The organism is Caballeronia sp. RCC_10 (assembly GCF_041360715.1).
Classification (GTDB): domain Bacteria; phylum Pseudomonadota; class Gammaproteobacteria; order Burkholderiales; family Burkholderiaceae; genus Caballeronia; species Caballeronia grimmiae.
The window spans coordinates 1-26608 of the sequence record NZ_JBFUPT010000015.1 but is presented as its reverse complement, the minus strand read 5'-3'; the positions used below and the strand labels follow the sequence as shown (position 1 = coordinate 26608).

General features: G+C 60.1%; 21 protein-coding genes and 1 pseudogene. 5 read left to right on the top strand and 17 right to left on the bottom strand.

What is annotated here, in order from left to right; genetic code table 11:
• Positions 1-123 precede the first annotated feature (123 nt).
• The 3 genes from AB6804_RS22800 to AB6804_RS22790 all read right to left on the bottom strand — a co-directional run bounded on the left by AB6804_RS22800 (position 124) and on the right by AB6804_RS22790 (position 3121).
• Positions 124-486 carry a hypothetical protein gene (locus AB6804_RS22800; protein WP_370888397.1) on the bottom strand — a complete coding sequence of 121 codons (363 nt, stop codon included), beginning with the start codon at positions 484-486 and terminating at the stop codon, positions 124-126.
• 849 nt (positions 487-1335) lie between these two features.
• Entirely contained in the window at positions 1336-1926 is a 591-nt protein-coding gene (locus AB6804_RS22795) for a hypothetical protein (RefSeq protein ID WP_370888396.1), read from the bottom strand.
• 10 nt (positions 1927-1936) lie between these two features.
• Entirely contained in the window at positions 1937-3121 is a 1185-nt protein-coding gene (locus AB6804_RS22790) for a zinc-dependent alcohol dehydrogenase (protein WP_244797083.1), read from the bottom strand.
• Between the two features lie 1173 nt (positions 3122-4294).
• Here AB6804_RS22790 and AB6804_RS22785 point away from each other — a divergent pair.
• Positions 4295-4921 (top strand): annotated as a pseudogene (locus AB6804_RS22785) (IS30 family transposase); the annotation flags it as partial.
• 170 nt (positions 4922-5091) lie between these two features.
• Here AB6804_RS22785 and AB6804_RS22780 read toward each other — a convergent pair.
• From AB6804_RS22780 to AB6804_RS22760, 5 genes are all read right to left on the bottom strand, one after another.
• Positions 5092-7335: a DUF2950 family protein gene (locus AB6804_RS22780; protein ID WP_370888395.1), complete on the bottom strand. Its 2244-nt coding sequence runs from the start codon at positions 7333-7335 to the stop codon at positions 5092-5094.
• A gap of 79 nt (positions 7336-7414) precedes the next feature.
• Positions 7415-8203 carry a hypothetical protein gene (locus AB6804_RS22775; RefSeq protein ID WP_370888394.1) on the bottom strand — a complete coding sequence of 263 codons (789 nt, stop codon included), beginning with the start codon at positions 8201-8203 and terminating at the stop codon, positions 7415-7417.
• Between the two features lie 23 nt (positions 8204-8226).
• A complete protein-coding gene (locus tag AB6804_RS22770; protein ID WP_370888393.1) occupies positions 8227-10941 on the bottom strand; it encodes a glucosidase in 2715 nt (904 codons plus the stop codon).
• Between the two features lie 163 nt (positions 10942-11104).
• Positions 11105-12595 carry an arylsulfatase gene (locus AB6804_RS22765; RefSeq protein WP_370888392.1) on the bottom strand — a complete coding sequence of 497 codons (1491 nt, stop codon included), beginning with the start codon at positions 12593-12595 and terminating at the stop codon, positions 11105-11107.
• A gap of 157 nt (positions 12596-12752) precedes the next feature.
• Positions 12753-14189 (bottom strand): anaerobic sulfatase maturase, encoded by a 1437-nt coding sequence (locus AB6804_RS22760; RefSeq protein ID WP_370888391.1) that lies wholly within the window; start codon positions 14187-14189, stop codon positions 12753-12755.
• Between the two features lie 410 nt (positions 14190-14599).
• Between AB6804_RS22760 and AB6804_RS22755 the strand changes: the two genes are divergently transcribed.
• Together AB6804_RS22755 and AB6804_RS22750 are read left to right on the top strand one after the other, a co-directional pair.
• Positions 14600-15001, top strand: a complete 402-nt coding sequence (locus tag AB6804_RS22755) for a YidH family protein (RefSeq protein WP_370888390.1) — start codon at positions 14600-14602, stop codon at positions 14999-15001.
• Between the two features lie 54 nt (positions 15002-15055).
• A complete protein-coding gene (locus tag AB6804_RS22750; protein ID WP_370888389.1) occupies positions 15056-15895 on the top strand; it encodes a bile acid:sodium symporter family protein in 840 nt (279 codons plus the stop codon).
• 660 nt (positions 15896-16555) lie between these two features.
• Here AB6804_RS22750 and dhaK read toward each other — a convergent pair.
• The 9 genes from dhaK to AB6804_RS22705 all read right to left on the bottom strand — a co-directional run bounded on the left by dhaK (position 16556) and on the right by AB6804_RS22705 (position 24956).
• Complete coding sequence (gene dhaK, locus AB6804_RS22745; protein WP_370888479.1) at positions 16556-17545, bottom strand: dihydroxyacetone kinase subunit DhaK; 990 nt, start codon at positions 17543-17545, stop codon at positions 16556-16558.
• A gap of 14 nt (positions 17546-17559) precedes the next feature.
• Complete coding sequence (gene dhaL, locus AB6804_RS22740) at positions 17560-18192, bottom strand: dihydroxyacetone kinase subunit DhaL (protein ID WP_370888388.1); 633 nt, start codon at positions 18190-18192, stop codon at positions 17560-17562.
• Positions 18189-19226: an ABC transporter ATP-binding protein gene (locus AB6804_RS22735; protein ID WP_370888387.1), complete on the bottom strand. Its 1038-nt coding sequence runs from the start codon at positions 19224-19226 to the stop codon at positions 18189-18191. Before AB6804_RS22735 ends, dhaL begins: the two co-directional genes overlap by 4 nt.
• Complete coding sequence (locus AB6804_RS22730) at positions 19219-20322, bottom strand: ABC transporter ATP-binding protein (protein ID WP_370888386.1); 1104 nt, start codon at positions 20320-20322, stop codon at positions 19219-19221. Before AB6804_RS22730 ends, AB6804_RS22735 begins: the two co-directional genes overlap by 8 nt.
• Before the next feature lie 4 nt (positions 20323-20326).
• Positions 20327-20521, bottom strand: coding sequence for a hypothetical protein (locus AB6804_RS22725; RefSeq protein ID WP_370888385.1), 195 nt, complete (start codon positions 20519-20521; stop codon positions 20327-20329).
• Positions 20518-21471 (bottom strand): carbohydrate ABC transporter permease, encoded by a 954-nt coding sequence (locus AB6804_RS22720; protein ID WP_370888384.1) that lies wholly within the window; start codon positions 21469-21471, stop codon positions 20518-20520. Before AB6804_RS22720 ends, AB6804_RS22725 begins: the two co-directional genes overlap by 4 nt.
• Positions 21468-22424 carry a carbohydrate ABC transporter permease gene (locus AB6804_RS22715; RefSeq protein WP_370888383.1) on the bottom strand — a complete coding sequence of 319 codons (957 nt, stop codon included), beginning with the start codon at positions 22422-22424 and terminating at the stop codon, positions 21468-21470. The genes AB6804_RS22720 and AB6804_RS22715 overlap by 4 nt, the downstream gene beginning before the upstream one ends.
• Before the next feature lie 66 nt (positions 22425-22490).
• Entirely contained in the window at positions 22491-23822 is a 1332-nt protein-coding gene (locus tag AB6804_RS22710; protein ID WP_370888478.1) for an ABC transporter substrate-binding protein, read from the bottom strand.
• A gap of 114 nt (positions 23823-23936) precedes the next feature.
• Positions 23937-24956, bottom strand: a complete 1020-nt coding sequence (locus tag AB6804_RS22705; RefSeq protein WP_370888382.1) for a LacI family DNA-binding transcriptional regulator — start codon at positions 24954-24956, stop codon at positions 23937-23939.
• A 428-nt stretch (positions 24957-25384) separates the two neighbouring features.
• On the opposite strand from AB6804_RS22705, the gene AB6804_RS22700 reads away from it, so the two are divergent.
• Together AB6804_RS22700 and AB6804_RS22695 are read left to right on the top strand one after the other, a co-directional pair.
• Positions 25385-25837, top strand: a complete 453-nt coding sequence (locus tag AB6804_RS22700) for a hypothetical protein (RefSeq protein WP_370888381.1) — start codon at positions 25385-25387, stop codon at positions 25835-25837.
• Between the two features lie 6 nt (positions 25838-25843).
• A complete protein-coding gene (locus AB6804_RS22695; protein WP_370888380.1) occupies positions 25844-26578 on the top strand; it encodes a low temperature requirement protein A in 735 nt (244 codons plus the stop codon).
• Positions 26579-26608 lie beyond the last annotated feature (30 nt).

Genomic DNA, 26608 nt, shown 5'->3' with positions numbered 1-26608 from the left:
ATACGCAACCGCAAAACCCGAGCCTTCCGTCGTGCGGTTCGAAAGAAAAATGAACGTCGGCTAAGGCCGACTCTCGAACACGCCCACCGCTTCATCTCTCGCAGCAGCGTATTCAGCGAATTATTACTTGTTGCGAGCGGGCGGAGGCGCTCCGGGGATCGCGTTAACGCGCGCTGCATTCGCCGCGTTCGCGGCATTTGCCGCGTTGATGGCGTTCCAGTTGTAGGTCGGGGCAGCGTTGTGGTTTGGACTGACGCTCGGGGTGGGCGTAGTGGCGTTTGACGTATTAACATTATTGTTTGCGGGCGCCGCGGAATTCGCCTTCAGCGGTTTCGGCTGAAGCATTTGATTGATGACGGTCACCTGCCCGAGCTTCTTCGCCGCCTGACTCTCTGCGATAGCAGCCTCGGCAAAGCACAGCACGGTAGCGCCAGTCAACGCAATAAGCGTGGCGCGAAGCTGCGCGCAGTCACAGATCTTCTTCATGACGGCCTCCATTTGATGGCGCCCAGAAGGCGACGCGGCTCTCACTCGCCGGCCTTTTCATCATAGGCGCGCTCGCAAGAAAGGCGAAGCCTACAGGCGCGTTGACCTGGACTAATGCGGCGCGGCCCATTGACTGGCACCGCGCCCAGGCCATGTCTCGAAGCTTCGCGTGCAGGCCGCCACGCCTGGCTGTGCAACCGCGATGCCAGTCTGCCGGGGATCACGCCAGAACTGAAGCTAGCCTATCGGCAGGCTGCCAGGCTAATGCATCCGGACCGGGCGACAGCTGAAAGTTCGGTGTCCGGCCGCCGTCGTGCCGGTTCGTATCGCTTTGCCGTCGTTGGCGACGCGGCGCAGTTGGATGGTGGCTTTCTTCAACTTCGAATGAGTCTTCACGACCCACCGATTGCCGGGGCCGGACGTCTTTTGCGAAGGAACAACGGTCGTTCGATTTCGATACGACTCGCATCGAAGGTTGGCGGTTAACAAGACCACGCCGAAATCGAAATTCAGTTATCAGCAAGCCGCGAAGTTGAGGATCTGGCAGTTCCCGCTATCGACTACCGACAGAAGTAGCGAAAACAACCCGGCCTCCCGACAGACTCGGCACGTCCGGAAGGGCGTCCACTACGAGCGGGTCCACGCGGCCAGGCACTCCCGCATGCATACGAACCAGGCACCGGCGAACCAATCGCAGAACGGCACCGTCGCGGCAAGAAGCGAAAGCTGACCGACCGTCCAGGCGTTGGGCGCTTGTGATCGCCGGCGCGCCGCCGGGCAGACACCTCACGGTCCGCGAGTGTCATGACCCGACTGCGCTCAGGACAAGTGCCAACCCGCGCTACACAATCAGTACTGCGTGCGGCGTTTCCGAAGCAACGCGATTCCGCCAACAACCGCGGTGGCGATAAGCGCCTTGCGCACCAGCCCGGCAGGGTTGTGGCGCAGTTCGGACCGGATGCCCATTTCGCCGAGCACATTGGGTACGTAGCCGCGCCGCAGGTCGTCGACGATGCCTTCGACCACGTTGACGCGGTCGGCGGCGATCAGCATCAGCCAGTGGCGAAGGTCATTCTCCGGCAGCTTGTAGGCAACGCGCCGAATCGCGCCCGACAGCCATTTCGGCGGCTGGGCCGTGCCGAAGAGCGGCGTGATGCCCGGCCGCTCCGGCGAATAGAACACCTCGACAGTCTGCGCCTGCTGAACCGGCTGTCCATGCGGCACGTGAATGAAGCGTGGCGGAGTGCGCTCCATCGGGATGGCTGGACGGTTCTTGTGATCGAGGTCCGAGCCCCAGCCGGGGATGCGCTGCAGGTCTTCGCGGGGAGGACTGTGCCGGTTGAGGTCGTAGTCCATCTGGCGCTCGCAGTCGACGTGGCCGTGGTGTTGCGGGTTCCGCCGCTGCTCGACAAGATCGCGGCGCGCGATTTCGTTGTCCATGGCTGCTCCTTCAGTGAGCGACGCTGGTCACCATCGAGCGCGCCGAGCCGGCACGCGGAGGAATCAGCACCGGCTTGATGCAGTTGTCATATTTGCTCGCGAAGACGTGGTACGCGTCCGACGCCTCTTCCAGCGGCACACGGTGGGTAATGATCTCTTTCGGGTTCAAATGCCCTTGGCGGATGTGCTCGATCAGGTGCGGGACATGGCGCTTGACCGCCGCCTGGTTCATGCGCATCGTGATGCCCTTGTTCAGCGCGTTGCCGATCGGGACCGCGTTGAAGGTCGGTCCGTAGACGCCGACGATCGACACGTTACCGGCCTTGCGCACCGAGTTGATGGCCCAGAACAGCGCGGTCGCCGAACCCGCCTGCAGCATGGTCCAGCGCCCGGTGATGGTTTGCGTCAGACTGCCCGCCGCCTCGCAGCCGACCGCATCGATGCACACGTCCGCGCCCAGCCAGTCCGTCATCTTCTTGATGTGCACGGCCATGTCGCTCACCTCCCGGAAATTGACGACTTCGCAGGGAGCGTAGCGGCGTACGAAGTCGAGCCGGTAATCGATATGGTCGACCACGATGACGCGACCGGCGCCGAACAGCCAGGCCGACCTGGCGGCGAAGATGCCCACCGGCCCTGCGCCGAACACCACCACGGTATCGCCCTCATGGATGTCTCCCATCTCGGCGGCCTGGTAGCCGGTCGGCAGCGCGTCGGTCAGCAGCACTGCGTCGTCGTCGACGATATCATCGGGCACTTTGTACGGTCCCACGTCCGCCATCGGCACGCGCACGAACTCGGCTTGGCCGCCATCGTAACCGCCGGTGGTGTGCGAGTAACCGTAGATGCCGCCCACTGCGGTCGCTTCGGGGTTGGTGTTGTGGCAGTTGCTGTACAGCTCGCGCTGGCAGAAAAAGCACGAGCCGCAGAACAGGTTGAACGGCACCAGCACACGATCGCCCGGCTTCAGGGTCTCGACCGCGGAGCCAACCTCTTCGACAATGCCGACGATCTCATGGCCGAAGGTGTGCCCAATACGCGTGTCGGGCACCAGCCCATGGTACAGGTGCAGATCCGAGCCGCAGATGCAGGCGCGCGTCACGCGGACGATGGCGTCGCCCGGGTGCTCAATCAGGGGATCCGGTTTTTGCGAAACCCGGATCCGGTACGGTCCGCGAAAGTTTGTGGCTAACATAAAACCTCCTTAAGAAATTCTTCACGGTCCCGCACATGTGTTCGCAGTACCGTCGCGTGACTTCTCGTTAGGCAAAGGACTGTGCTGCAGCTACGCCATTGCGAGCGCCGAAGCCAAACATTCTGGCGGTCGTGCGTTTCATTCCTGCCTCCGTGTGTCGCTGTCCTGCCGGCCACGGCTCGCATGACGCGGACGGTCTCGCATTCGTCGTGCCGTCTTCGCAGCCTCGTCATGTTGCTCACGCGAACGTGATGCAGTCGATGGAGCGTCCAGAGCGGGATGGCGCATCAGCGCTTGCCGACGCTTCCTATGAAAAAGCGTCGGTCTCAAACGCGACTACTGCGACGGAGCCGCGGTCTTTCACGGAACATGGTTTGCTGCAGGCTGACTAAGCAACAACGGAATGGATTAGGTGACTAACATGGCAGAAGAAACTCCCAACGTAGAGGCGCAAGATCCGAGCAAACAAAATTCGCCAATAGAACTGTCCCCGTTCGCCGTCGAATCGACCCCGTTAGAAGGCGAATGTGTTTGGAACGGACAGTTTTATTCGAGCGGCGCTTTCATCTGTACTCCGTCAGGCAGATTGATGTGCAACAAAGGTTCGTGGTGGCCGGCCGGAAGCTGCTGAACCGCCCGCGTGCGAACATGATGCTCACTTCACCGACAAAGACTTAACGGATGCTTCGTTCTAAATATGGGCGAGCCGCAGAAGGGCGGTCGCAACCCTCCTTTCGCGTTGCGATCGGTCCCCACTCTGCCCTTATGCAAGGCGCGAGTTGCCGGCCTCCGCCGGATCCTTCCGCGAGTTGATACCACAGAGGGACGTTGCGCCGTTCGGGGCTATCGAATCCGGTCGAGCGCGAATTATTCGTTCCCGAAGTGTCGGATGAAGCCGTTCGAGCGTGCGATCGACGGCCTTTCTGACCTGAGCCGCACATCGAGTCACGTTAGATAATCCGGACAGCATGTACGCGAGCGCGCTTTAACACAGCGAACTAGGCAGCGGCGACTGACTTACGCGCCTCGCCGATGCCAGCCGGAAGCGGTCATACGTGCGTCAACGCTCTGTACGGAGAGCGGCCCACCGCCCATCATCGGCGCTTGCTGCAAGTGCCCAATGAGCACATAGCGTTTCGACTCGATGCGGTTCACCCTTCTTGGCTGCGGTGTTTCATGCAGCAACGAAGCGGCGGCAGGCAAGTGGCTTCCAGGTGCTCGCCGTGCGCCACGTATTCGGCCTCTTCGAGGCGGTGGGCTGAAGCCGAGGGCCGCACGAACATTCGCAACGCCACATCGATCAGTGAACGCCCGGCTACGGCGGAGGATCGCGCAATACCCGGGCACTGGGAAGGCGACTTGTTGTATGGCAACGCTACGAGCCAGATCGCAACGCTCGTCGAACGTCAAAGTCGATTCGTGATGCTGGTAAAAGTCGCCAGCAAGGATTCTGAGGCTGTGGTTGACGCGCTGATACTACACGCCAGCAAGTTACCTCGGGAACTATATAAATCGCTGACGTGGGACAGGGGTTCCGAAATGGCCGACCACCACCGCTTTACTGTCGCTACCGACATTGAGGTCTATTTCTGCGACCCACAGCATCCTTGGCAACGCGGTTCGAACGAAAACACGAATGGGCTTCTCAGGCAATACTTCCCTAAGGGTACTGATCTATCTGCCTACTCACAGACCAAGCTGGACGCCGTAGCCAGGCGGCTCAACGAACGTCCTAGAAAAACACTAAACTTCGATACGCCAGCTGAGCGATTTAACCAAATCGTTGCATCGACCGGTTGAATCCGCCACCCTCTTCGGTCGTTCGTAGCACAGCTACCCTGATGTCGGCTGGCAAGCGAATAACGGACATTCGAATATCCCTGGACCGACCTTTCCGCGTAGCTTGTGAAGGCGCGACGTTTCTCAGGTCAGCCAGTCACAAGTGCGCATAAGCTCGCCCCTCGCACTAACTACGGCTCGACTGGGGACCAGGTCTTGTCGGGATTGAACGATTTGAACCCGGCTGCGAAGCGCGCAGTCTCCGGTCCCAGATTCTTCGCAAATACGCGACCGTCCTGGTTCACCAGAAATGTCATCACGCCCGTAGCACCATAATCGGTGGGCCACGCAATTAGCGCAAAGCCTCGTGACATCGCGTCGTCACGCACATAATCGAAAGCGCCGCCCTTCGCATTTGCACCCTGCGAAGTCAAGATGCGATAGTAGTAGCCATGGTAGCCCTCCTTCGAGAGGACATTACCGGCAGGCATCGCTGCGGCGAGCGGGCCGAGCGGACTTTCCGGTTCGCCCGGCGCGGCAGGCCAGTAAAGGCCATCGCGTGTGCCCGGCGTGCTCGTCAGGCGCATCGCATAGCGCCCTGTCAGATCGCGGTAGTCCTTCTGAGCCTCGACATAGGCAAGCGAAGTCAGCATCGCCGCGCGCTCGTTGCGCCCCACCCGCCGCAACTGCAACTCTCCCCGCGCTGCGCGCGGATCAAAACGCCAGCCGGCGGACGTCCGCACCAACGGAATTGGCAGAACCCAATTGCTTTTGCCGACCAGCAAATGCGCACGTTGCTGTCCGCTCTCCGACGGAGGATCGTACGAAACCTCGTGTTGCTGCGCCCAGGCGCCAAGAAAATCGTAGATATCATCCGCGCCGACGTACTGTGATGGAATGAAGCGCCGACGATCGTTGCCGAGAACCCGGTTCATCGAAGCCGGATCGTTGGATGCGAGCGCATCGACCAAGGCATTGGCAGCGGCGTCGGGGCTCGTGTAAGCGGCCTGTGCGCGTGCTTCAGGGTTTGCCATCGGCAAGACCATGCAGACCAGCAACCCGACGACCACCCTGGTCATCGCCGCGATTCTGCATCGGCGAACGAACCCCGCGGATTCGGGGCGGCGGATTATGGCCCGGTCTTCGTGACTATCCGCTCTTGCTATGCCAGCCGAGCCCTTGCGCCGCCGAAATCGTCGTCCGCCGCCAAAGCCTCGGCCGAAGCCGCCGCCGAATCTGTCGCCCCCGCCGAAGCCACCACCCCCAAACCGGTCGCCGCCGCCGAACCCGCTATTACCGAACCGATTGCCGCCGAAGCCACTCGCAAACGCATTGCGGCTCGCCTCGCCCCGCTGCATCTCCTGGCGCGCCGTGTCCCCGTCGCCGGCGCCGCGCAGCGCGTTGTTGCGATTCGCGTAGCCCGCACGGCTGCTCAGATCATTGGCATCGAACCCGCCTTGGCGGATATCCTGAAGACGTTGGCTGCCGGATCCGCCGAAAGTCTCGCCTGTGCGGCTGTCGAACGTTTGCATCGCCTGTTTGCGGGAGTCATCGTATCCACGATACGAATCGAGCTTCGCGCTGTCGAAATTCGTTGTGTTGCGAGAGACACTGGCATTGCGATTCCAGTTCGCCGTGGCACTGTTTGCGTCGAGCCGGTTGTTCACGTTGATATTGTTGAACCGGTTGACGTTCACATTGACATTGCCGGTGTTCCAGTTGACGCCGCCCCAGAGCGAATTCGTAACGGCGATTCCGGCGCCAAATGCGAGTCCCGCGGCGAATCCGCTCGCAATCGCGTATCCGGCCGGAGGAGGAATGTACACGGGCGGGTAGGCGGGATATAGCCAAGGGCCATATACAAGCGCCGGATTATAGGTCGGCACATAAACGACCTGAGGGCTCGCAGGCTGAATCTGGATTTTGTTCTCGTCGACGACCACCTTCTGTTGCTGGTTCGACTTGAGGTTCCCGGCATCCTGAGCCTGCCTGCGCAGTCGCTGTACGGAATTCATCACGTCGGTTGGCTGTGCGAGGAAGGCATCGCCGATCTGTTTCACCCACTCCGGCTTGGATTCCATCGTTGCGAGCACCTGTGGAAACCCGACTAGCGACTGCACACTCGGGTCCCACGGTTGAGATGAAACGGCTTTTACAGCATCGTCGCCGTTTTCGTGCGGATGAGCTTTGGACCACTGCGCCGCCGCCTGCACTTGTTCCGGAAAGGTAGCGGCCATGAGCACCTGCGCAAGCAGCGCATCGGGATAAAGCGCAATCGGCGCAGTCAGAGAATCGAGTTGCTGAGCCGTGAGTTTGATGTTGCTCTGCGCGCAAGCTTCGGTCGATGCGTCCAGGCCGACGACCAGTGGCATTGCGGCAAGCGCAGCAGTAAGAATCAAAACGTGTCGCGCGTTGGCGTCGGAAAATTTCATCATCGAATTCTCCCCTGTTCGAAGTCTGGTTCTCCCCGCCGAACAAAAACGCGCTTTCCCAAAGCGCACGCCATCAACAGCCTCAGAATCGTATCCGCGCGCCGATGAACGGGCCGGCAGTCCTGACGTTGTAGTAGAAAGACGAGGTGTTGTAGTCCTGCGCGAGTATTCGGAATCCGCCGCTCATGCTGATGTTCTTCGTTGCATCGAACAGCACGGTGGCGATGAGTTGCCACGAATAGTTGCTGCCTCCTGCGCCGGCATCCGCCGATCCCCAGACCGACCATCTGTCCGCGAACCGGTACGTGGCGCGCACGCCCACCAGCCCATCGGCCCAATCGACGCTCGCGCCGCGCGCCGCGCCCGACGGCAACAGACGGCTCGTCGAAAAAGTCAGCTTCGCGTTGAGGTTCGTGTATCGAACGCCCACGTAAAGGTCCACCGGTACGGTGTCGCTCGGCAAAATCCGGTAGGCGCCCGCAAGCTGCACGACACTGTTATCGAGCTTCAGCCTCGCGGTACCAAGATCGCCACCGAGGATCGGATCCGAATCGCGGCCCATGCTGATGTAGAACCCGTCGAGAATGATCGACCAGCGGCCCTTGCGTGCTTCGAGCGTACCCATCACGCCGAAGTCGAGATTGCTCAGCACATTGGAGAAATGCACGTTCACGTTTTGCGCTGGAATGACTCGTCCGATACGAACGCTGCCGCTTTGCCCCGCCATCCAGAGATATGGCGTCACTGAAAACTGCCATGCGTCCTGACCCTTCGATACAGCCTGCTCCTGGGCGTTGCTGTCCAGCGCGAGTGCGCACATCATCGCGCCGCTCATCCACATCGCTTTCGCCTTCCGCGATTCGGGCTGCATGTGCTCACCTCATGATGTGCAGATCAATGGTCCTTGAAGGCGGCAGCTCGCCCCGCGTGCAAAAACTCCTCCGGCGTGGTGGTGGCGAACAGATGCATCGCGCGGCTGATGATGCCGGTCCATCCGGTCTGGTGGCTGGCGCCGAGCCCTGCGCCCTTATCGCCATGAAAATATTCGTAGAACAGCACGTAATCCCGCCAGTGCGGGTCCTCCTGAAACGTTCGGTTGCCGCCGTGAACCGGCCGCCGACCGTCGCTGCCGCGCACGAAGAGGCTCGTCAGCCGGCGGGTGATTTCCGCGGCTACTTCGTAGAGGGTCATGTCATGCCCGGAACCGGTCGGGCACTCCACTTTGAAAGTGTTCCCGTAGTAGCTGAAGTACTGCAACAGCGCGCGGATAATGAGCCCGTTCACCGGCATCCATATCGGACCACGCCAGTTCGAGTTGCCGCCGAACATGCCCGTGTCGGATTCCGCCGGCAGGTATGAAACGCGGTACTCCTGGCCGCCCGCCCGATAGATGTAAGGGTGGTCCGCGTGGTATCGCGACAGCGAGCGAATTCCATAAGGACTCAGAAACTCGTTCTCGTCCAGCATCTTCGAGAGCACGCGGCGCAGATTCGATTCGTTGAGGATCGAGGCCAGCCGGCGATTGCCGAAGCCCAGCGACGTCATATCGTGGATGGACGCCATGATCTCGGGGCGCGCTGCGAAGAACCGCTTGAGGTCTTCGAAGGCATCGGGATAGCGTTCCACCAGCGCGCCCTCGAACGAAGTGACGGCGCACAGCGGCAGCAGTCCCACCATCGAGCGCACTTTCAGCCGCTCGGCGCGCCCGTCCGGCAGTCTCAGCACATCGTAGAAGAAGCCGTCCTCTTCATCCCACATGCCGCGGCCTTCTCCGGTACGCAGCATCGACGATGCAATCCACAGGAAGTGGGACACGAACTTCACGCACATGTCCACATACGCGGGATTGTGCAAGGCGAGCTGCACGGAGATCTCGAGCATGTTCTGACAGAACAGCGCCATCCAGGCAGTGCCATCGGCCTGTTCCAGATACCCGCCCGTGGGCAGCGGTGCGCTCCGATCGAATACGCCGATGTTGTCGAGCCCCAGAAATCCGCCTTCGAATACGTTGTTGCCGGTCCGGTCCTTGCGGTTTACCCACCAAGTGAAGTTCATCAGCAACTTGTGAAACGACCGCTCCAGCCAGACGAGATCCCCGTGACCGTGGCGGTGCTGATCGAGACGATAGGCGAAGATCGTCGCCCACGCATGCACAGGCGGATTGACGTCACCGAAGTTCCACTCGTAGGCCGGAAGCTGCCCGCTCGGATGCAGATAGCGTTCGCGTAACATCAGGTCGAGTTGCTGCTTGCCGAAATCTTCGTCCACGAGCGTCAGCGCGAGTACATGGAACGCGAGATCCCAGGCCGCGTACCATGGGTACTCCCATTTGTCGGGCATCGATACGATGTCCGCGTTGAACATGTGGTGCCAGTGATCATTGCGCGGCGAGCGCCGCGCCGGATCGAACGGATCGGAGCCGCGTTCGGTGAGCCATTTGTCGACGTCGTAGTAATAGAACTGCTTCGACCACATCATGCCGCCGAGCGCCTGTCGCATGACGTTCGCGGCGTCCGCGTCCAGCGATGCGGGAATGACCGCGGCATAGAATTCGTCCGCCTCGTTCCGGCGCGCCGTCATCGTTTCTGCGTAACCGCCGAACGCAGTGCTGCATCCTTCTTCCGCCGATGTTTCGCGCTCGGGCGTGTCCCTGGCGAGTCGCAAGCGCACGACATGGGACTGGCCCGCGCCAATCTGCAGGGCGTAATGCGCGGCGGCTTTCGTCCCGCGCATCTGCGGATTCACGGCCGCCGCTTCTCCATGAACGATATGGCGGTCGATGCCGTCCTTCACGTAGGGCGTGCGGTTCGCCGTGCCGTAAAGGCGCTCGCTATTCGTTTCATTCTCGGTGAAGAGCAGCGCCACGTCGCCCTCGCAATAGAGCCGCCAACTCCCGAGCTCGCCATGCGATGCCGCGATGACGGCGCCTGCCCTGCCCGCCCATGCCTGACGAAGCGAGGGTCGCGCGACCTCCTCGCCCCACGACCAGACGTTGCGAAACCATAGCGTCGGCAGGACATGCAGTGCGGCCGGATCGGGACCGCGATTGAACGCCGTGATCTGGATCAGCATGTCTTCCGGCGCAGCCTTCACGTACTCGACGAATACGTCGAAATAGCGGTCTTCGTCGAATATGCCGGTATCGATCAACTCGTATTCGAGTTCCTGACGGCTGCGCCGGCGATTCGTCGCGACCAGATCGTCGTAGGGATAAGCGGCCTGCGGGTACTTGTACAGATACTTCATGCAGGAATGCGTCGGCGTCGAGTCCAGATAGAAGTAGTACTCCTTAACGTCCTCTCCGCGGTTCCCCTCCCCGTTGGTCAGGCCGAACATCCTTTCTTTCAGGATGGAATCGCGACCGTTCCACAAACTCACGGCGAAGCAAAGCAGCTGCTGGTCGTCGCAAATTCCTGCGAGCCCGTCTTCGCCCCATCGGTACGCCCGCGAGCGCGCCTGATCGTGATTGAAGTAGTTCCAGGCGTCGCCGGACTCGCTATAGTCTTCGCGCACCGTGCCCCACTGGCGTTCGGACAGATACGGTCCCCACTTCTTCCAGGGCGCGATGCCCTGCCGGGCTTCATCGAGCCGGACGTGCTCTGCGGTCACTTGACACCTCCTTCCACTGCGGAACAGCTGGCCGCTTCATGTCAGGCCAGAGATGGATGGCATTGCCTTCGACTTCCGGTTCGCTACGCGCGGCTCGTAACCGCCCGGCGAACTGGCGGCTCGCCGGACGGCTTCTCTTCTGTTTCAGGCGATGTCAGTGATGTCAGTGATGCGCACCGCCACTCGCGTCGTCGAGTTGCCGCAGCACGGCGTCGAGATTGAACGATGCCGGCTTCTGACGCGGCGGATAAGCCTTGAAGTTCTCCATCTGCGCGGCCACGACCGCCTGCATCGCATAGAGCAAGTAGGCGTGCGATATCATCCAGTCGTAGTATGTATTCGAGTTCTCGTCCGCGCGCTCGAACGGGTCGCGCCGGAGGTGGAACATCTTCGGGATACGCAGCCGGATGAAAGGCTCGGCCCAACACGCCAGTTGCCTCGCGCGCTGCTCCAGCAACACCATCTTCCAGTCGCGCACGCGGATCGCCATGATGTCGCCGTCGTCGCTGATATAGAAAAACGAATCGCGCGGACTGTCCTTCACTTCGCCGGTGAGATAAGGAAGCATGTTGAAACCGTCCAGATGTACCTTGTACGTTTTCTCGCCCGCCTTGTATCCCTGGAGCAGTTTCTCTTTCACCTCCGGTTCGCCGGCCGCCGCGAGCAAGGTCGTCATCCAGTCCTGATGCGTGACGATTCCGTTGAGCACCGTGCCCGCAGGAATTTTCGCCGGCCATCGGACGAAGGCCGGCACGCGCCACCCGCCTTCCCAGTTGGTATTTTTCTCCGACCGGAATGGCGTGATGCCCGCGTCGGGCCAGCTATTGAAGTGCGGGCCGTTATCCGTCGAGTACATGACGATGGTGTCTTCGGCAATGCCCAGCTCGTCAAGCTTGGCCAGCATCGTGCCGATGTTTTCGTCGTGCGCGACCATCACATCGTTATAGTCGCCCTGTCCGCTCTTGCCCTTGTGCTTCTCGGCACAGTGCGTGCGGAAATGCATGGCCGTCGTGTTGTACCAGACGAAGAACGGCTTGCCTTCGCTATGCGCTCGGTCGATGAACGCGCATGCGAGCGTGGTCGTTTCTTCGTCGATCGTTTCCATGCGCTTTTTGTTCAGCGCACCGGTGTCTTCGATTCGCTGTCCGCCCTTGCCATCCGCGCGGCAATGGAGCACGCCTCTCGGACCGAAACGCTTCCTGAACGCAGGGTCTTTCGGATAATCCGGATCCTCCGGTTCCTCCTCCGCATTCAGATGATAGAGATTGCCGAAGAACTCGTCGAAGCCGTGCATGGTGGGCAGAAATTCGTCCTTGTCGCCCAGATGATTCTTGCCGAATTGCCCGGTGGTATAGCCAAGCGGCTTGAGCAATTCCGCGATGGTCGGATCCTCCGCCGACAAGCCCACGTCGGCGCCCGGCATGCCGACCTTGGTCAGCCCCGTGCGGATCGGATTCTGTCCGGTGATGAATGCGGCGCGGCCCGCCGTGCAGCTTTGCTGGGCGTAGTAGTCCGTGAAGGCCACGCCTTCGTTCGCAATCCGGTCGATGTTGGGCGTGCGATAACCCATCTGTCCACGGCTATTGAAGCTGATGTTCCACCACCCGATATCATCGCCCCAGAGAATCAGGATATTCGGTTGCTTTGTCGCCATGATTGCTTCCACTCCTGTCAGGTTGCGCCCGGTCGGGCCTGCACCAGGCCGGGCGAAGAAGGTTCATCAATCACCGAACTGAGCCAGCATGCCGCTCGCCGGTCCCTGCTCGATGAACTCGTCACCGCTACCGGCGTCTTCGGGCACCACGTTCCTGTCAGGAAGTGCGCCGCGCCTCACTGGTCCCCGAGTCGAACGAATGATGCGGCGCGTGGTTGCCGTGGCAGAACTTGAACTTCCTGCCGCTGCCGCATGGACAAGGCGCGTAAGGACCGCGCCGTTTATCATCGCTGGCGGTGATCGCCATCACGTCGGAAGCCGGTCGGCCATTGCGAACAAGCTTCGCCATCGTTTCCATCGCGGGGCGCGACTGCGTGAAGAACAGCTCCAGACCTGCGCACAGATAGTTATGCCCCGCTTCGCCGTCTCGTGAAAGCGAAAAGCGGTCTTTCGGACATCCACCGTTGCACAGCGCCCTTACTTCGCATCGCCTGCACTGAGCGGTGAGCGAGTCACGCTTGTCCATGCCGAACCTGCGTTGTGCGGGCGACGCCATCAGTTCGAGCATGTGCGTATCGTGGATATTGCCCAGCCGATATCCTGGTTCCACGAAGTGATCGCACGCGTAGAGGTCGCCGTTATATTCGAGCGCCGGACCGAGGCCGCAGGTCGGTGCATGAATGCACAACAGGTGACGACCGAATAACGCTTCCAGCGTCACATCGAACAATTGCACGAAGACGCGGCCGACATCGCGGCGCACCCACTCTTCGAATACGTCGATGAGAAAGAGACCGTACTGCTTCGCGCCGACCGAGCGATCGGTGACGCGATTGCCCGTCTGCGTGTACAGCACGCGCTTATGGCCCGCCTGTTCGCTCCAGCCGCGATTCGCCAGTTGAATGGTCTGCTCGGTGGCGCGCTCGATGATCGGAATGAACTGAATCCATCGCGCGCCAAGCTCATCGCGAAAGAAGCGATATACCGATCGGCCGTGGTGCTGGTTCGCGGCATTGACGGTACACAGGACGTTGAAATCGACGCCATGCTTGCGCAGTTGCCTCCATCCGTTCATGACGAGATCGAAGGTGCCCTGCCCGCGTCGATCGACGCGAAAGGTGTCGTGAAGCTCGCGCGGTCCGTCCACGCTCAGACCGACGAGAAAGTGATGCTGCCTGAAAAACTCGCACCACTCGTCGTCGAGCAGAATTCCGTTTGTCTGGAACGTGTGCTTGACGATCTGTCCCGGCTTTCGATACTGCTCGACGATTTGGACCGCTTTCCTGAAGAACTCGACTCTCATGAGCGTCGGCTCGCCGCCTTGCCACGCCACGGTGACTTCCGGTGTGCGATGCGACTCGAGCAACTGGCGGATGTAAGTCTCCAGCGTCTCATTAGACATGCGATGCTTTTCGTTCGGATACAGCGCCTCTTTCGACAAGAAAAAGCAGTATTTGCAATCGATATTACAGGTCGATCCGCTCGGCTTGGCCAGCAAGTGAAAGCGCGGCGGCGCGTCCGCGAGCCGGCTGCGGTCCAGCTTCGCTTCTTCGCCGCTCGATGATGAAGCGCGTGTGCGCAACGAGGCTTCCATCGCCGTCACACTCCTTGATGATAAGAAAGCCGAAAGGATTGCCTGACGTCATCACGCAGGCGCTTCGACGTCGCCCGAAGGTCGATCGGGTCTAATTGAAAAAAACGAACGCAGAGAATCGCGGACACAAACGTGATTCGTATTTAAGACAGCTTGCGCGCGGAAATCAAACGCAATTTCGCTAGCCGCTATTTAAGTGCACTGCGCATAGCGGCCGAAGCGTGCACGGTTGGAGGGCGTGAACGTGCAAACATTGAGCCGGTGTTTCTCGCAATCGCGCGTCCGATGCACTAGATTAACGTTGACGCCCGACAGCGCCATGATGTGAGTTTGCAACATCGCACTCGATGCACTGCTGCGGATCGAGTCGACAAAACTCACTGAGCCGACGAACCGATGCGGAGGTTGGCGTGGCTAACGTGGAAGCACGCTCGGCGAACCAACTGGCCGAAGCGCGGACCGACCTCGCGACGACTCGCACATTGATGGCGGCCGATCGCACGCTGATGGCGTGGACGCGTACGGCGCTCTCGATGATCAGCTTCGGCTTCACGATCTACAAGGTGCTCGAAGGGTTCAGGGAAGCCGGCGTTCACCTTGCGCATCCGCATAGCCCCCGAACCATCGGCCTGTTCCTGATCGGCATGGGCACAGTGTCGATGGTGATGGGCACGATCGAATACTGGCTGGTGATCATGGCGATGCGCGAGCATCAGTTCGTCAGTCCGTACAGGCCGACGTTTTTCGTGGCCCTGGTCATGGCTTTCTGCGGCAGTTTTCTGTTTCTCAGCATCATCGTAAGGTTGCTCTAGCCGCACGCAGGCACATGTAACGCGGCGCGCTTTACCTTGGAGGATGGCGGTATCGTGGCTGAAACCGTATTGATCCTGCTTAAGCTATCGATTGCAGTGCTGATCGCCTGTGTCGGCGCGGGTACTTCCGTGTCAGAAATAGGCTATCTATGGAAACGACCGGGGCTAATGTTTCGCTCTCTGACGGCAATGTATTTGCTCGTGCCGCTGGTCGCATTCTGTATCGTGCTGGCGGTGCCCATCGATCGAGGCGTGAAAGCGGCGCTGCTCACGCTCGCCGTATCGGCGGGCGCGCCTTTACTTCCGCGGCGCCTCGACAAGCTCGACAGCCATTCGTACATCTTTAGCCTACTGATGACGTCATCGCTCGTCGCCATCGTCGCTGTGCCGCTGTGGGCCGCCGCATTGAGCGCCTATTTCGACGTCGCGGTGGAACTGTCGCTACGTTCCGTGACAGCGAACATCGGCAAAACCATTTTGCTGCCCATTCTGCTGGGCATGGGCCTGCGCTTCGCTTTCCCGGCGACATCCGAACGATGGTCGAACCGGGTGATGTCGGTCGCATGGATCGTGCTCGCGGTCTCCGGCATTCTTCTGCTCATCCTTCATCGGGACCATCTCGCGGGACTCGCCTGGCAGGGCATAGGCGCGCTCGTGGCGCTGATGATCGCCGGGCTGGTCATCGGCCAGGTCCTCGGCGGCCCCGACCCGAACGACCGCGCTGCACTGGCTATCGCCTGTTCGGCGCGACACATCGGGATTGCACTGGTGGTTGCGGCGGAGTTCGTCGGCCCGAGAACCCTGGTGCTCGTCGTCGCGTACTTCATCACGTCGTTCGCCGTGGCTGGCGTCTACTTCGCTTTACGACGACGACGCGTCGCCGCGCTTCAGTGACGCGCGAGTCTCAAGCGCAGCGCCCGCACGCTCGAATGCGACGCGTCATCGAGATGCATGACTCCAACGCGCAAGCTGCGGACGGCCGAGAAGAAAGCACAGAAGCTTCAATGCTTGACCGCACGTCAAAGCGAAACAGCTACGCGGATCGAACGTTCACGCCTTCTGTGAGGGCCGGTCTTGTTCGACAGCGCCCCGTTGTTCACATTTGGCCGACGACGCGCGTACTGAAAGGACAGCTTTTGTGGCGCGAGCAGCGACTCAAATCTCGCTCACGTGAAACACGCGGCCGTACTGTCGTCCATCGGACGGTCTGTGAATCGGCCTTTGCCGACATTGAGGCAGTTTCTTTTAAACCTCGGCAGCGGGGCCGACTGCTGACCGTGGCGACGTCGCGTAGCAGGACCCCACCAGCTTGCATCAGCGAACTCGCACTCACGACGCCGAGCGGCCTGACGGACCATCACTGCGAGTGTCGGCTCTCCGATCGATGCGTGACGTTTGCTTACCAGGATTCGAGCCACCGCCTTTCGGCCCTCATGAAGCTCTCGCACAATCGGACCTTGCAGACAGTGACGCCGCTTTAATCAGACCCTCTCCCGACCATGCGCTGTAGACCGGCGAACGCTTGCTTCGCACCGGCGCATCGTCGCCTTGGTGCTATACACCCCACCGTAGCGCCGGCGTGTGGACCGAGCTGTCCCAATGCTTCGTCATTTCTTCGTCGAGGACGCAAAGTGTGATCGAAGCGCCTGCCATCTCGAGTGAAGTGGTCAGCGCGCCCACCTGCACACGCGCAATTGTCAGATTGCGCTTTTGGAGCCAGGCGCGCGTTGAGTTGAACAGAAGATAAAGCTCGCCAAGCGGCGTGCCGCCAAGGCCGTTCACAAGCACCAGCAAGCTAGCCCCCGCATGTGGCTTGAGATCGTCGACGATAGCCGTTAACACCTCCCCCGCAATCGTATCGGCCGATGCAAATTTCGCGCGCCGCCTGCCCGGCTCGCCATGAATGCCGACGCCGACTTCGATGACATCGTCGCCGATCTTGAAAGTCAGCGTACCAGCTGCCGGCACCGTGCAACTTGAGAATGCGACACCCATCGAAGCCGTGCGCTTGTTGATCCGGTCGCCAAACATCTTGCACTCATCGAGGTTCGCCCCGCTTTCAGCCAGGCCGCCCACCAGCTTCTCGACGATCACCGCGCCCGCGACCCCGCGCCGTCCGGTCGTATAGCTGGAATTCTCCACCGCGACGTCATCGTTGATGAGGACCATGGCATTCGGCACCTCGGACATCTCCGACGCCATTTCGAAGTTCATCAGATCGCCCGAGTAGTTCTTCACGATGAAGAGCACGCCCGCGCCGGTATCGACGGCCCTGGCGGCGGCCATCATCTGGTCGGGCGTCGGTGACGTGAAGATCTGGCCCGGGCAGGCGGCGTCGAGCATGCCGTGGCCGACAAACCCTGAATGGAGCGGTTCGTGCCCCGAGCCGCCGCCCGATATCAGCGCGACCTTGCCAGGCTTTAGATTCTTGCGCCGCACGAACACCGGTTCGCTATGGAGTACAACCAGGTCGGCATGGGCTGCGGCGAATCCCGCGAGACTCTCGGCGAGAAAGTCGTCCACATGGTTGATAAATTTTTTCACGGTCTCCCGCTCCTTTATCCGTTGCGTTGCGCGAGCCGCGCGCATACCGAAGCAATCATGATCTGGCTGGAGCGCGCGCCAGGATCGATATGTCCGCGCGAACGCTCGCCGAGAAACGACGCCCTTCCCTTGGTCGCCAACATGTCGCGGGTCGCAAGCATGTTTTCCTCGGCGATTTGCGGCAGCGTGTCGAGTACCACGCGCGCCGCGGGGCTTTCTGCGGCAAGTTCCTCGAAGCGCTTCGCGACCGGAATCAACACGTCCATCATCGTCTTGCTGCCGACGCCGGTCTTGCCGCGTTGCCGGACGGCCTCGACGCCCGCCGCGAAGATCCGGGCGAAGCCGCCCACATCCATTGCATTGGTGACGGACGCTTTCGCCATACCGTTCAGCAACGAGAAGAATAAAGGCCCCGACGATCCGCCCACCGTCGACAGCACCTTGGTAGCCGCAATGTCGAGCGCGGGGCCGAAAGCTTCGGCCTCGATCTCCGCGCGCACCGCAAGCAGGGCTTCCATGCCGCGCAGCAGATTGAAGATGTGATCGCCATCGCCGATCTGCTGGTCGAGTGACGCGATCTCCTCGGTATGCTCCTTCAACGCCGCATTGGCAGCGTCGATGCACGCCATGACCGTTTTGCCGTTCATGTCGGGATTCTCCTGCCGTCGGCACAAAAATATAAAAGGCTGCGCGCCGGCAGCGACACGCCGACCGATTGTCCCGGCGAGAAATTGCGCTCTGCAACGGTCGTTACGACAACGGCGGTTCCCGCGCGATCGAGAATCAGCAGATGGCGTAGCGGCGAATATTCGAGCACAGTCAGACTAAGCGCGCCCTGTACGCCACGCGCGTCGCACAGATCGGGGTCATGCAGCACGATATCCTCAGGACGGATGCCGACAGTCGTCGTTCCCGCCGGCACGTGAGCCAAATCGAGCAGAGTGGGTGGCAGCAGGTTGATTGGCGGAGAGCCGAGCCGCTGCGCAGCGCTCAGCGACACCGGATTTCCATACACCTCCCGCGGCGTGCCGAGTTGCACGAGACGCCCTTGGTCAAGAATGCCGATGCGATCCGCGAGCGTGGTGGCTTCGACCTGATCGTGCGTGACGTAGATGATCGTCGCGCCGATCGTACGATGCAGGTGTTTGAGTTCGATGCGCAACTCTTCACGCAGCTTCGCATCGAGGGACGACAGTGGCTCGTCCATCAGAAACACCTTAGGTTGCCGCACGAGCGCGCGCCCTATCGCCACGCGCTGCATTTCGCCGCCGGACAGATGCGTCGCCATGTTGTCGAGCTTTGATTCCATGTGCAGCATCTCCGCGACCGCGTGAACGCGGGCACGCACGTCCGCCTCGCTGCTGCGCCTTCTTGGCGAGCGCAACGGAAACGCCAGGTTGCCGAACACGGTCAGATGCGGATACAGCGAATACTGCTGGAAGATAAACGCGACGTCGCGATCGGACGGATGCACGCCGGTCGCAATGCCACCGTCGATCAGCACGTCGCCCGCATCCGGCCGCTCCAGCCCGGCGATCAGACGCAGCGTCGTGGTCTTGCCCGCGCCGCTCGGCCCGAGCAGCACCACGAACTCGCCGTCCCTCACATCGATAGAAAGATCGTCGACTGCGACGATATCGCCAAATCGTTTCGACACATTGCGCAACTGGATCTCAGCCATTCGCTTCTCCGTGTGCAGGAATGGTGCGAGCGGCGCCCGGCAGCAGCCGGCCGCTCTGCGCGTCGTACAAGAGCGTGCGTTCCTTGCGAAACGACAAACCGACCGGCGATCCGGCAGGCAGACCATCGTCCTTCCCCACCCGCACCCTCACCACGCCCAGCGCGGTTTCGACCACCAGCACCTGATGCGAACCAAGGTATTCATCGGCAATGACCTTGCCGCGCAGCGGGCCGTGCTGATCGATCGCCACATGCTCGGGACGAATGCCCAACAGCACGCGCTCTGCGGCGACTTCGCAGCGCGGCACCGGGACCTGCGCGCCGTGCAGGCGCACATCTTCGTGGCCCGCGTCCACGCCGCCATCGACTGGCAGGAAATTCATCGGCGGACTGCCGATGAAGTTGCCGACAAACACCGTCGCCGGAAAGTAATAGATTTCCTGCGGCGGACCGGCCTGCAGCAACTCACCCTTGTTCATCACGACGATGTCGTCGGCCATCGCCATCGCTTCGCTTTGATCGTGGGTAACATAGACGGTCGTGGCGGCAAGCGCGTTATGCAGCTTGCGCAACTCGAGACACATCAGCTCGCGGAAATCCGCATCGAGCGTGCCGAGTGGTTCGTCCATCAGAAACGCCTTCGGCTGCCGCACGATCGCGCGGCCCAGCGCTACGCGCTGCCGGTCGCCGCCAGACAGCCCACCGGTCTTGCGATCGAGAATGTTCTCGATACGCAGCATGCGCGCGGCCGCCGCCACTCGTGCCGCGATCTCGTCTCGCGACATATGCTCGTTCTTCAGCGGAAAAGCGATGTTATTGCGCACCGTCATATGGGGATATAGCGCGAACATCTGGAAGACGAACGCGATATCGCGCTGACGTGCGCGCAATGCCGTCACGTCCTCACCGTCTATGAAAATCTGACCGGAGGTCGGCAACTCAAGGCCGGCAATCATCCGCAGCGTCGTGGTCTTGCCGCAACCCGATGGGCCGAGCAACACGACAAAGCGCCCGGCGCCGATCGTCAGACTGGTGTCGCGCACCGCGACGAAGTCGTCGAAGCGCTTGTGAAGGTTGGCAAGAACGATCGTGGACATGGTGTCAGTCCGGGAAATGGCTGGTCACGACGAACGCGAGCGCGCCTACCAGAACGACCGGAAACGACCACGTGAACAACGTCAGCGAAAACGGCTGCACCAGCATCGCCACGCCGAGACCAATCAGTGCAGTCGACACCGCTTCGCTGTAGCCACGGCGCAGATAATGTTTTTGCGGCAAAACGAGGTCTCGTTTCATTTGCGCACCGCTCCGAAGGTGATGCCGCGCAACAAATGTTTGCGTAGCACCACAGTGAAGATAAGGATAGGCAGCACGAAAAGCGTCGTCGCCGCCGCGACGGCCGGCCAATCCTGCCCGCCTTCGCCGATGATGAACGGAATGAACGGCGGCATGGTCTGCGCATCGCCGCTTGTAAGCAGTGACGCGAATGCGTACTCGTTCCACGCGAAGATCAAGCAGAAAATTGCGGTCGCGGCGATGCCGGTGATCGCCTGCGGCAGCACCACCTTGACGAAGGCCTGCAGGCGCGTGTACCCGTCGACGAGCGCCGCCTCCTCGTATTCGCGCGGGATCTCGTCCATGAACCCCTTCAGCAGCCATACCGCCAGCGACACATTTACCGCCGTATACAGCACGATCATGCCGACATAGCTGTCGCTCAGGCCCAGTGCCCGATACATCAGGTAGATCGGGATGGCGACCGCGATCGGCGGCATCATGCGCGTCGACAGGATGAAGAACAGCAGGTCGTCGGAGAGCGGCACCTTGAAACGCGAGAACGCATAAGCCGCCAGCGTGCCGAGAAATACCGCGAGAAAGGTCGAACCGAAACCGATCACGAGCGAATTCACGAAGCGCGGCAGGACCTTCGAGGGTCCCGCGATCACCATGTTGCGCTTGCGCACATCACGCTCATACCAGGTCCGCGCGGGCGGCAGACTGGCGATGAACTCGGGCGTCTGCCGCGAACGAATCGTGAACAGGTTCACATAGCCTTCCATCGACGGCTGAAACAGCACGACGGGCGGATAGGCAATCGCGTCTTCCTGCGTCTTGAAACTCGTCAGGAAGATCCACACCATCGGCAAGGTTGCAACCAGCGCGTAAGTAATGACAACCGCCGCCGCGAAGCGCTTGCCGCGCGGCGACGACGCCACCACCGAGTGTTGAATAGCCGTCGGTCTCATCGCTGTTTCACCCGGTTGAGCGCCTTGACATAGATGTTCGCCGCACCGAACACCGTCACGAACAGAATGATCGCCAAAGCCGATGAATAGCCCGTCTGCCATTTCTCGAACGCGGCACGCTTCAAGGTGATCGACACGGTTTCGGTGACCGAGCCCGGGCCGCCCGAAGTCAGCAGGTTCACCATGTCGAACATCTTGAAGTTCTCGATGCCGCGAAACAGCACGGCGAGCATCAGGAACGGCAAGGTCATCGGCAATGTGATCGACCAGAACTGCCGCCACGGTGTGGCGCGATCAACTTCGGCCGCTTCGTAGATGTAGTCGGGAATCGACCGCAGGCCCGCGAGGCAGATGAGCATCACATAGGGGGTCCACATCCACGTATCGACCATCACGATGGTCCACGGTGCGAGCGACACGTCGCCGATCATCTGAAATGAGCCGGGCGCAATACCGGTGAAGAAGCCGACGATATCGTTGAAGAGCCCCGTTTGCGGTTGCAGCAGAAAGGTCCAGAAGTTGCCAACGACTGCCGGCGACAGCATCATCGGCAGCAGGATCAGCGTGGTCCAGAAGCTATGACCGCGAAACTGCCGGTTGATCAGCAACGCGAGGCCGAAACCCAGTAGAACCTCTAGCCCGACCGACCAGAACACGAAACGCGCGGTCACCTGCATCGCGTACCAGACGTCTTCGTCGGTGAGAATGTCGACGTAATTGTCGATACCGACAAAGCGCGCCGGCACACTCGGCATATTCGACTTGAAGTTCGTGAACGACAGACGTAACGCCCAGATCAACGGAAAGATGTTGATCGCCAGCAGCAACAGGATGGTTGGAAGGATGAACAGCCACGCAATGGTTCTGTCCGATAACCCGGCCAGACGTGTGCGCGCACGCGCCGACGCCCGCGACTCCAGCCCCGCCGATGAAAAAGGCTTGTGTGCCAACATGCCTCGCTCCTTTATGCGGACCGGCGGCATCCGTGCAGGGGGCGCCGGTCCAGTCCTGGATACACGCTAGTTCTTCCCTTCGTTCTTGAAGACCTTGTTCCAGTCTTTAACCAGCAGATCGAGCGCCTCCTTGGCCGTGCCCTTGTCGGCCACGACATAGTCATGCACGCGCTTTTGCATGTCGAGCAGCAGTTCTGCATAAGCGGGTTCAGCCCAGAAGTCTTTCACGATCGACATCGACTTCAGGAATGCCGGCGCAAAAGGTGCACTCTTGGGAAAGTCGGGCGCATCCACCACCGACTTCGCCGCCGAATAGCCGCCCAACTGCCACCACTTCTTCTGCACATCGGGTTGCGCGAACCACTTGATGTATTCAAGTGCGTCTTCCTTGTGGTCCGAGTACGACACGACCGAGATGCCCTGTCCGCCGAGTTGCGTGAATTGCTTGATCTCACGCGGATTCACGAAAAAGCCGATCTTGTCGCCGCCGACGTTCGGGTCTTTGTAGAGTCCTGGGAAGAATGCGAACCAGTTCATCTGCATCGCCACCTGGCCCGACTTGAAGGCATCCAGGCCTTCCTGCATGTACGCGTTGGTCATGCCGGGCGCCGTGCAGCACTTGTAAAGCGCCTTGTAATACTCCAGCCCCTTGACTGCGCCCGGCGAGTTGACGAAGCCATCCAGGTGATAGGGTTTCTTGGGGTCTTGATATTCGAAGCCGAAGTTGTAAAGCGCATTGGTCACTCCCATTGTGATGCCTTCAGACCCGCGCTCGGTAAAGATATAGACACCGTATACGGTCTTGCCATCGATCTTGCGGCCCTGGAAGAACTCCGCGGTTTGCTTGAGTTCGTCCAGCGTGGTTGGCGGTTCGAGTTCACGTTTATATTTCTGTTTGAACTCGGCGCGTAACTCAGGGCGCGCGAACCAATCCTTGCGATAGGTCCAGCCGACTGCGTCGGCCATTGCCGGCAACGCCCAGTAGTTCGGCGTATTCTTTGGCCACTCCGCATAACCGACGACGGTCGCCGGTACGAAGTCGTTCATCGATATCTTGGTCTTCGCGAAGAAATCATTGAGCTTGACGTAGTGCCCGTTGACCGCTGCGCCGCCTATCCACTGGCTGTCCCCAATTATCAGGTCACATAGTTTGCCATGCGAATTAAGTTCGTTGATAAAGCGATCGGCGTAACTCGTCCACGGCACGAACTCGAACTTCATCTTGATGCCGGTTTTGGTCGTGAAATCCTTGGATAGCTCGACGAGTGCATTGGCCGGGTCCCATGCCGCCCAACATAAGGTCAACTGCTTTTCCTGTGCTTGCGCGCCCTCTGCCATGCCGAGTCCCAACGATACCGTGGCCGCCGCGATTACCCTTGCTGACTTAAGACGTAACATTTGTCTTCTCCTTGTCTTTTTCGGGTCACCAACCTGATGTGGAACAGCGCCCATGCGCCGAGTGCTGTGTATCGGCTCCGGCGGATTCAAACGCGAATCCGCGTGTCGCGAGCTTCAGGCATGCGCATTCTCACGAAGATAAATCCGGGTTTCCGGCGTTGGGATAGCAAGCGCGCCACGTACGTCGTTAAGAAAATTGATGGCGGCGAGGCCTGCCCAATGAACGATGCCGCGCACATCCTGATCGAGGATTACGTCGATCGCGCGCTCGGACAGTTGCGCGCGAGTCTCCGCGGTGCATTCATGCCCGATCAGTACCAGGCGTGCCTTGTCGCCCGATTCCTGCAATGCCGTTGCAATGCCTGAGATGCCGCCACCTGTCACATAGACGCCGACTAGATCCTGATAACGTGCAAGGAGGCCCTGCACGGCAAGACCTGCGCCATCGTCATCTTCGGCGAAGTCTGGTTCGGCAATCCACCGCAGATTGCGAAAGTCCTCTTCCAGCACCTGCGATAAGCCGGTGCGTCGTTCCAGTTGATCGTGCAGGCGCGACGAGGCCGACAAAATGGCCACCGTGCCGATTCGCGCGCCGAGAAAGCGACCCATCAAAAGTCCTGCGGTGCGCCCGGCAATCCGGTTATCGACGCCGACATACGCTGCGCGGCGACTGGCGGGCAGATCGGAGAACACGGTGACAACAGGCACGCCCGCATCGCTCATATCCTCAACAAGGCGTTCGACCGCTGGGTAGTCGAGCGGCACAAGCACGAGTGCATCGTAGTCGATCACCTGTTCAGCGAAAGCAATGGTGTCTCGATGAGTCGTGAAATCGCAGCGGTAGAGCGACGGAATGATGCGGTGCTCGCGAAAGAAGCTCGCGGACAGCGCGATATTGCGCTCCACGTGGTCGAGGAAACGCGAGTTGACCTGAGGCAAAACAAACGCCACGCGATACGTGTTTATCTTGGCTGGGCGACCGCGACTTGCCCGTTCGTCGCGCAGGGCTGCCAGCGCAAGATGGACACGATTTGCAGTTTCCGGACGCACAGCCTGATCGTCCCGCAACACACGATCGACCGTGGCTACGCTCACGCCCGCACGACGCGCGATCATCATACGAGTAGCAGGCATGTGGCTCTCCGGTGCCGAGCCAAAAGATTTTTGTTAAATCAAGGTAGCTTTTTCCGGCGGAAATGCAAGTTTTTTTGCGGCATTAAACGCATCATTCTTGATGGCATTTAATTCGCACTTTAGCTTAGATGAGTGGACGCATTGAATCGCTTAAATCAGTGGACAGTGCGTTGCACAAGAAAATTTTCGCTCAACTGCCTCGCATCGAATAACGGGAAACGTTGCGCGGGAGGCGCGTGCCTTTTGCACCGATTCCGGCCTGTGCAGCGCCTGAGCCGATCCACTACGCATTCAAGACAATCTCCTAGACGATGATCAGCCTGCCCCAGTACTACTGTGCGTCAGTGCAAAGCACGTAGTTCACTCATGACGCGAGGCGCCGCGAACAGGAACATCATTGCTATATGCGCCCTGACGATATTAGTGTGTTGAACAAGCATCGCCCGCTGCAACTGAAACGTCATTTGCATGGCGTACGTATGAAATTCATTGTCTATAACGAGCCGGTCCCGCTCGGTTCGCCGGATGCCGTGACCGACGCCACGTTGCCCGGGGCTGAACCAGCCGGGTACAACCTGCTGGTGGAAGTACATTCGGTCTCGGTGAACACGGTAGGTACCAAGATCCGTGGCGGCATGCTGCCGCCCCCAGTGGTACCAGGTGCTGGGCAGGCATGCGTCCGGGGTGGTGCGCGCCGCCTGCCAGGCATCGAAATGCTGCGCGTGGCAAGTAAAAGGCTGACGCAGGCACACGGAACTGTTGCCGAGCACTTCTACTCGATCATTAAATACGCAATCCTATATACGACACGATCCGCCTCGTCCTGCCATTCGTATCTCGACGCAAACGCGGACGTGCCCCAGGCGCAAACACGACAATGAGGTCGTATGCACAACATAAAGTATTTCGATGCCAATCGCCATACGACCTGGCTTGAGGCGTTCTTCGACCTGATTTTTGCGGTGACGATCGCTGACGTTACGCATATCTTGAGCCACACGCACGAGGGTCATCTTGACCCACTCCAGTTCTGGAAATTCGTCCTGATTTTCATACCTTTGTGGTGGATCTGGGTCAGTCACACGATGTATGCCAACCGGTTCGATGCGGATGACCGGAAGCATCGGCTGGCAACCCTGTTCATCATGTTCCTGCTGATTATCATCTCAGGCCTGATCGACCGACGATTCCTGGCCAGCTTTGAAGCGATCATCGTCTGCTACGCCGCTTCGAAATACATCATCGCCATAATGTATTTCGTGTCGAAAAACCGGCATAAAAAAAGCGAGGCACTCACAACGACAGTTGGCTGGGTAATCGTCGCTGGCACCACCATCAGCCTCGCTTCGATCCTGTTCCCGGAGCCACAGCGATATGTCGTGTTTTACCTTGGAATACTGTTCGATCTGGCTCTGTTCATCTTTTTTTTGCCGCGTCGTCTACAGGTCATCCCAGTGCATACCGAGCACCTGATCGAGCGTGTGGGCCTGCTTACGATCATCATGCTGGGAGAGTCCGTTAGCAGCCTGTCCACGGGACTGGCCAACATCAGCTGGACTGTGGAGAGGCTGCTGATGATCTTACCCACGAACCGTGGACACTCTGACTTGAGCAACGGTTAATGTTTCGAAGGGCAGCGGCGCTTGGTAGCC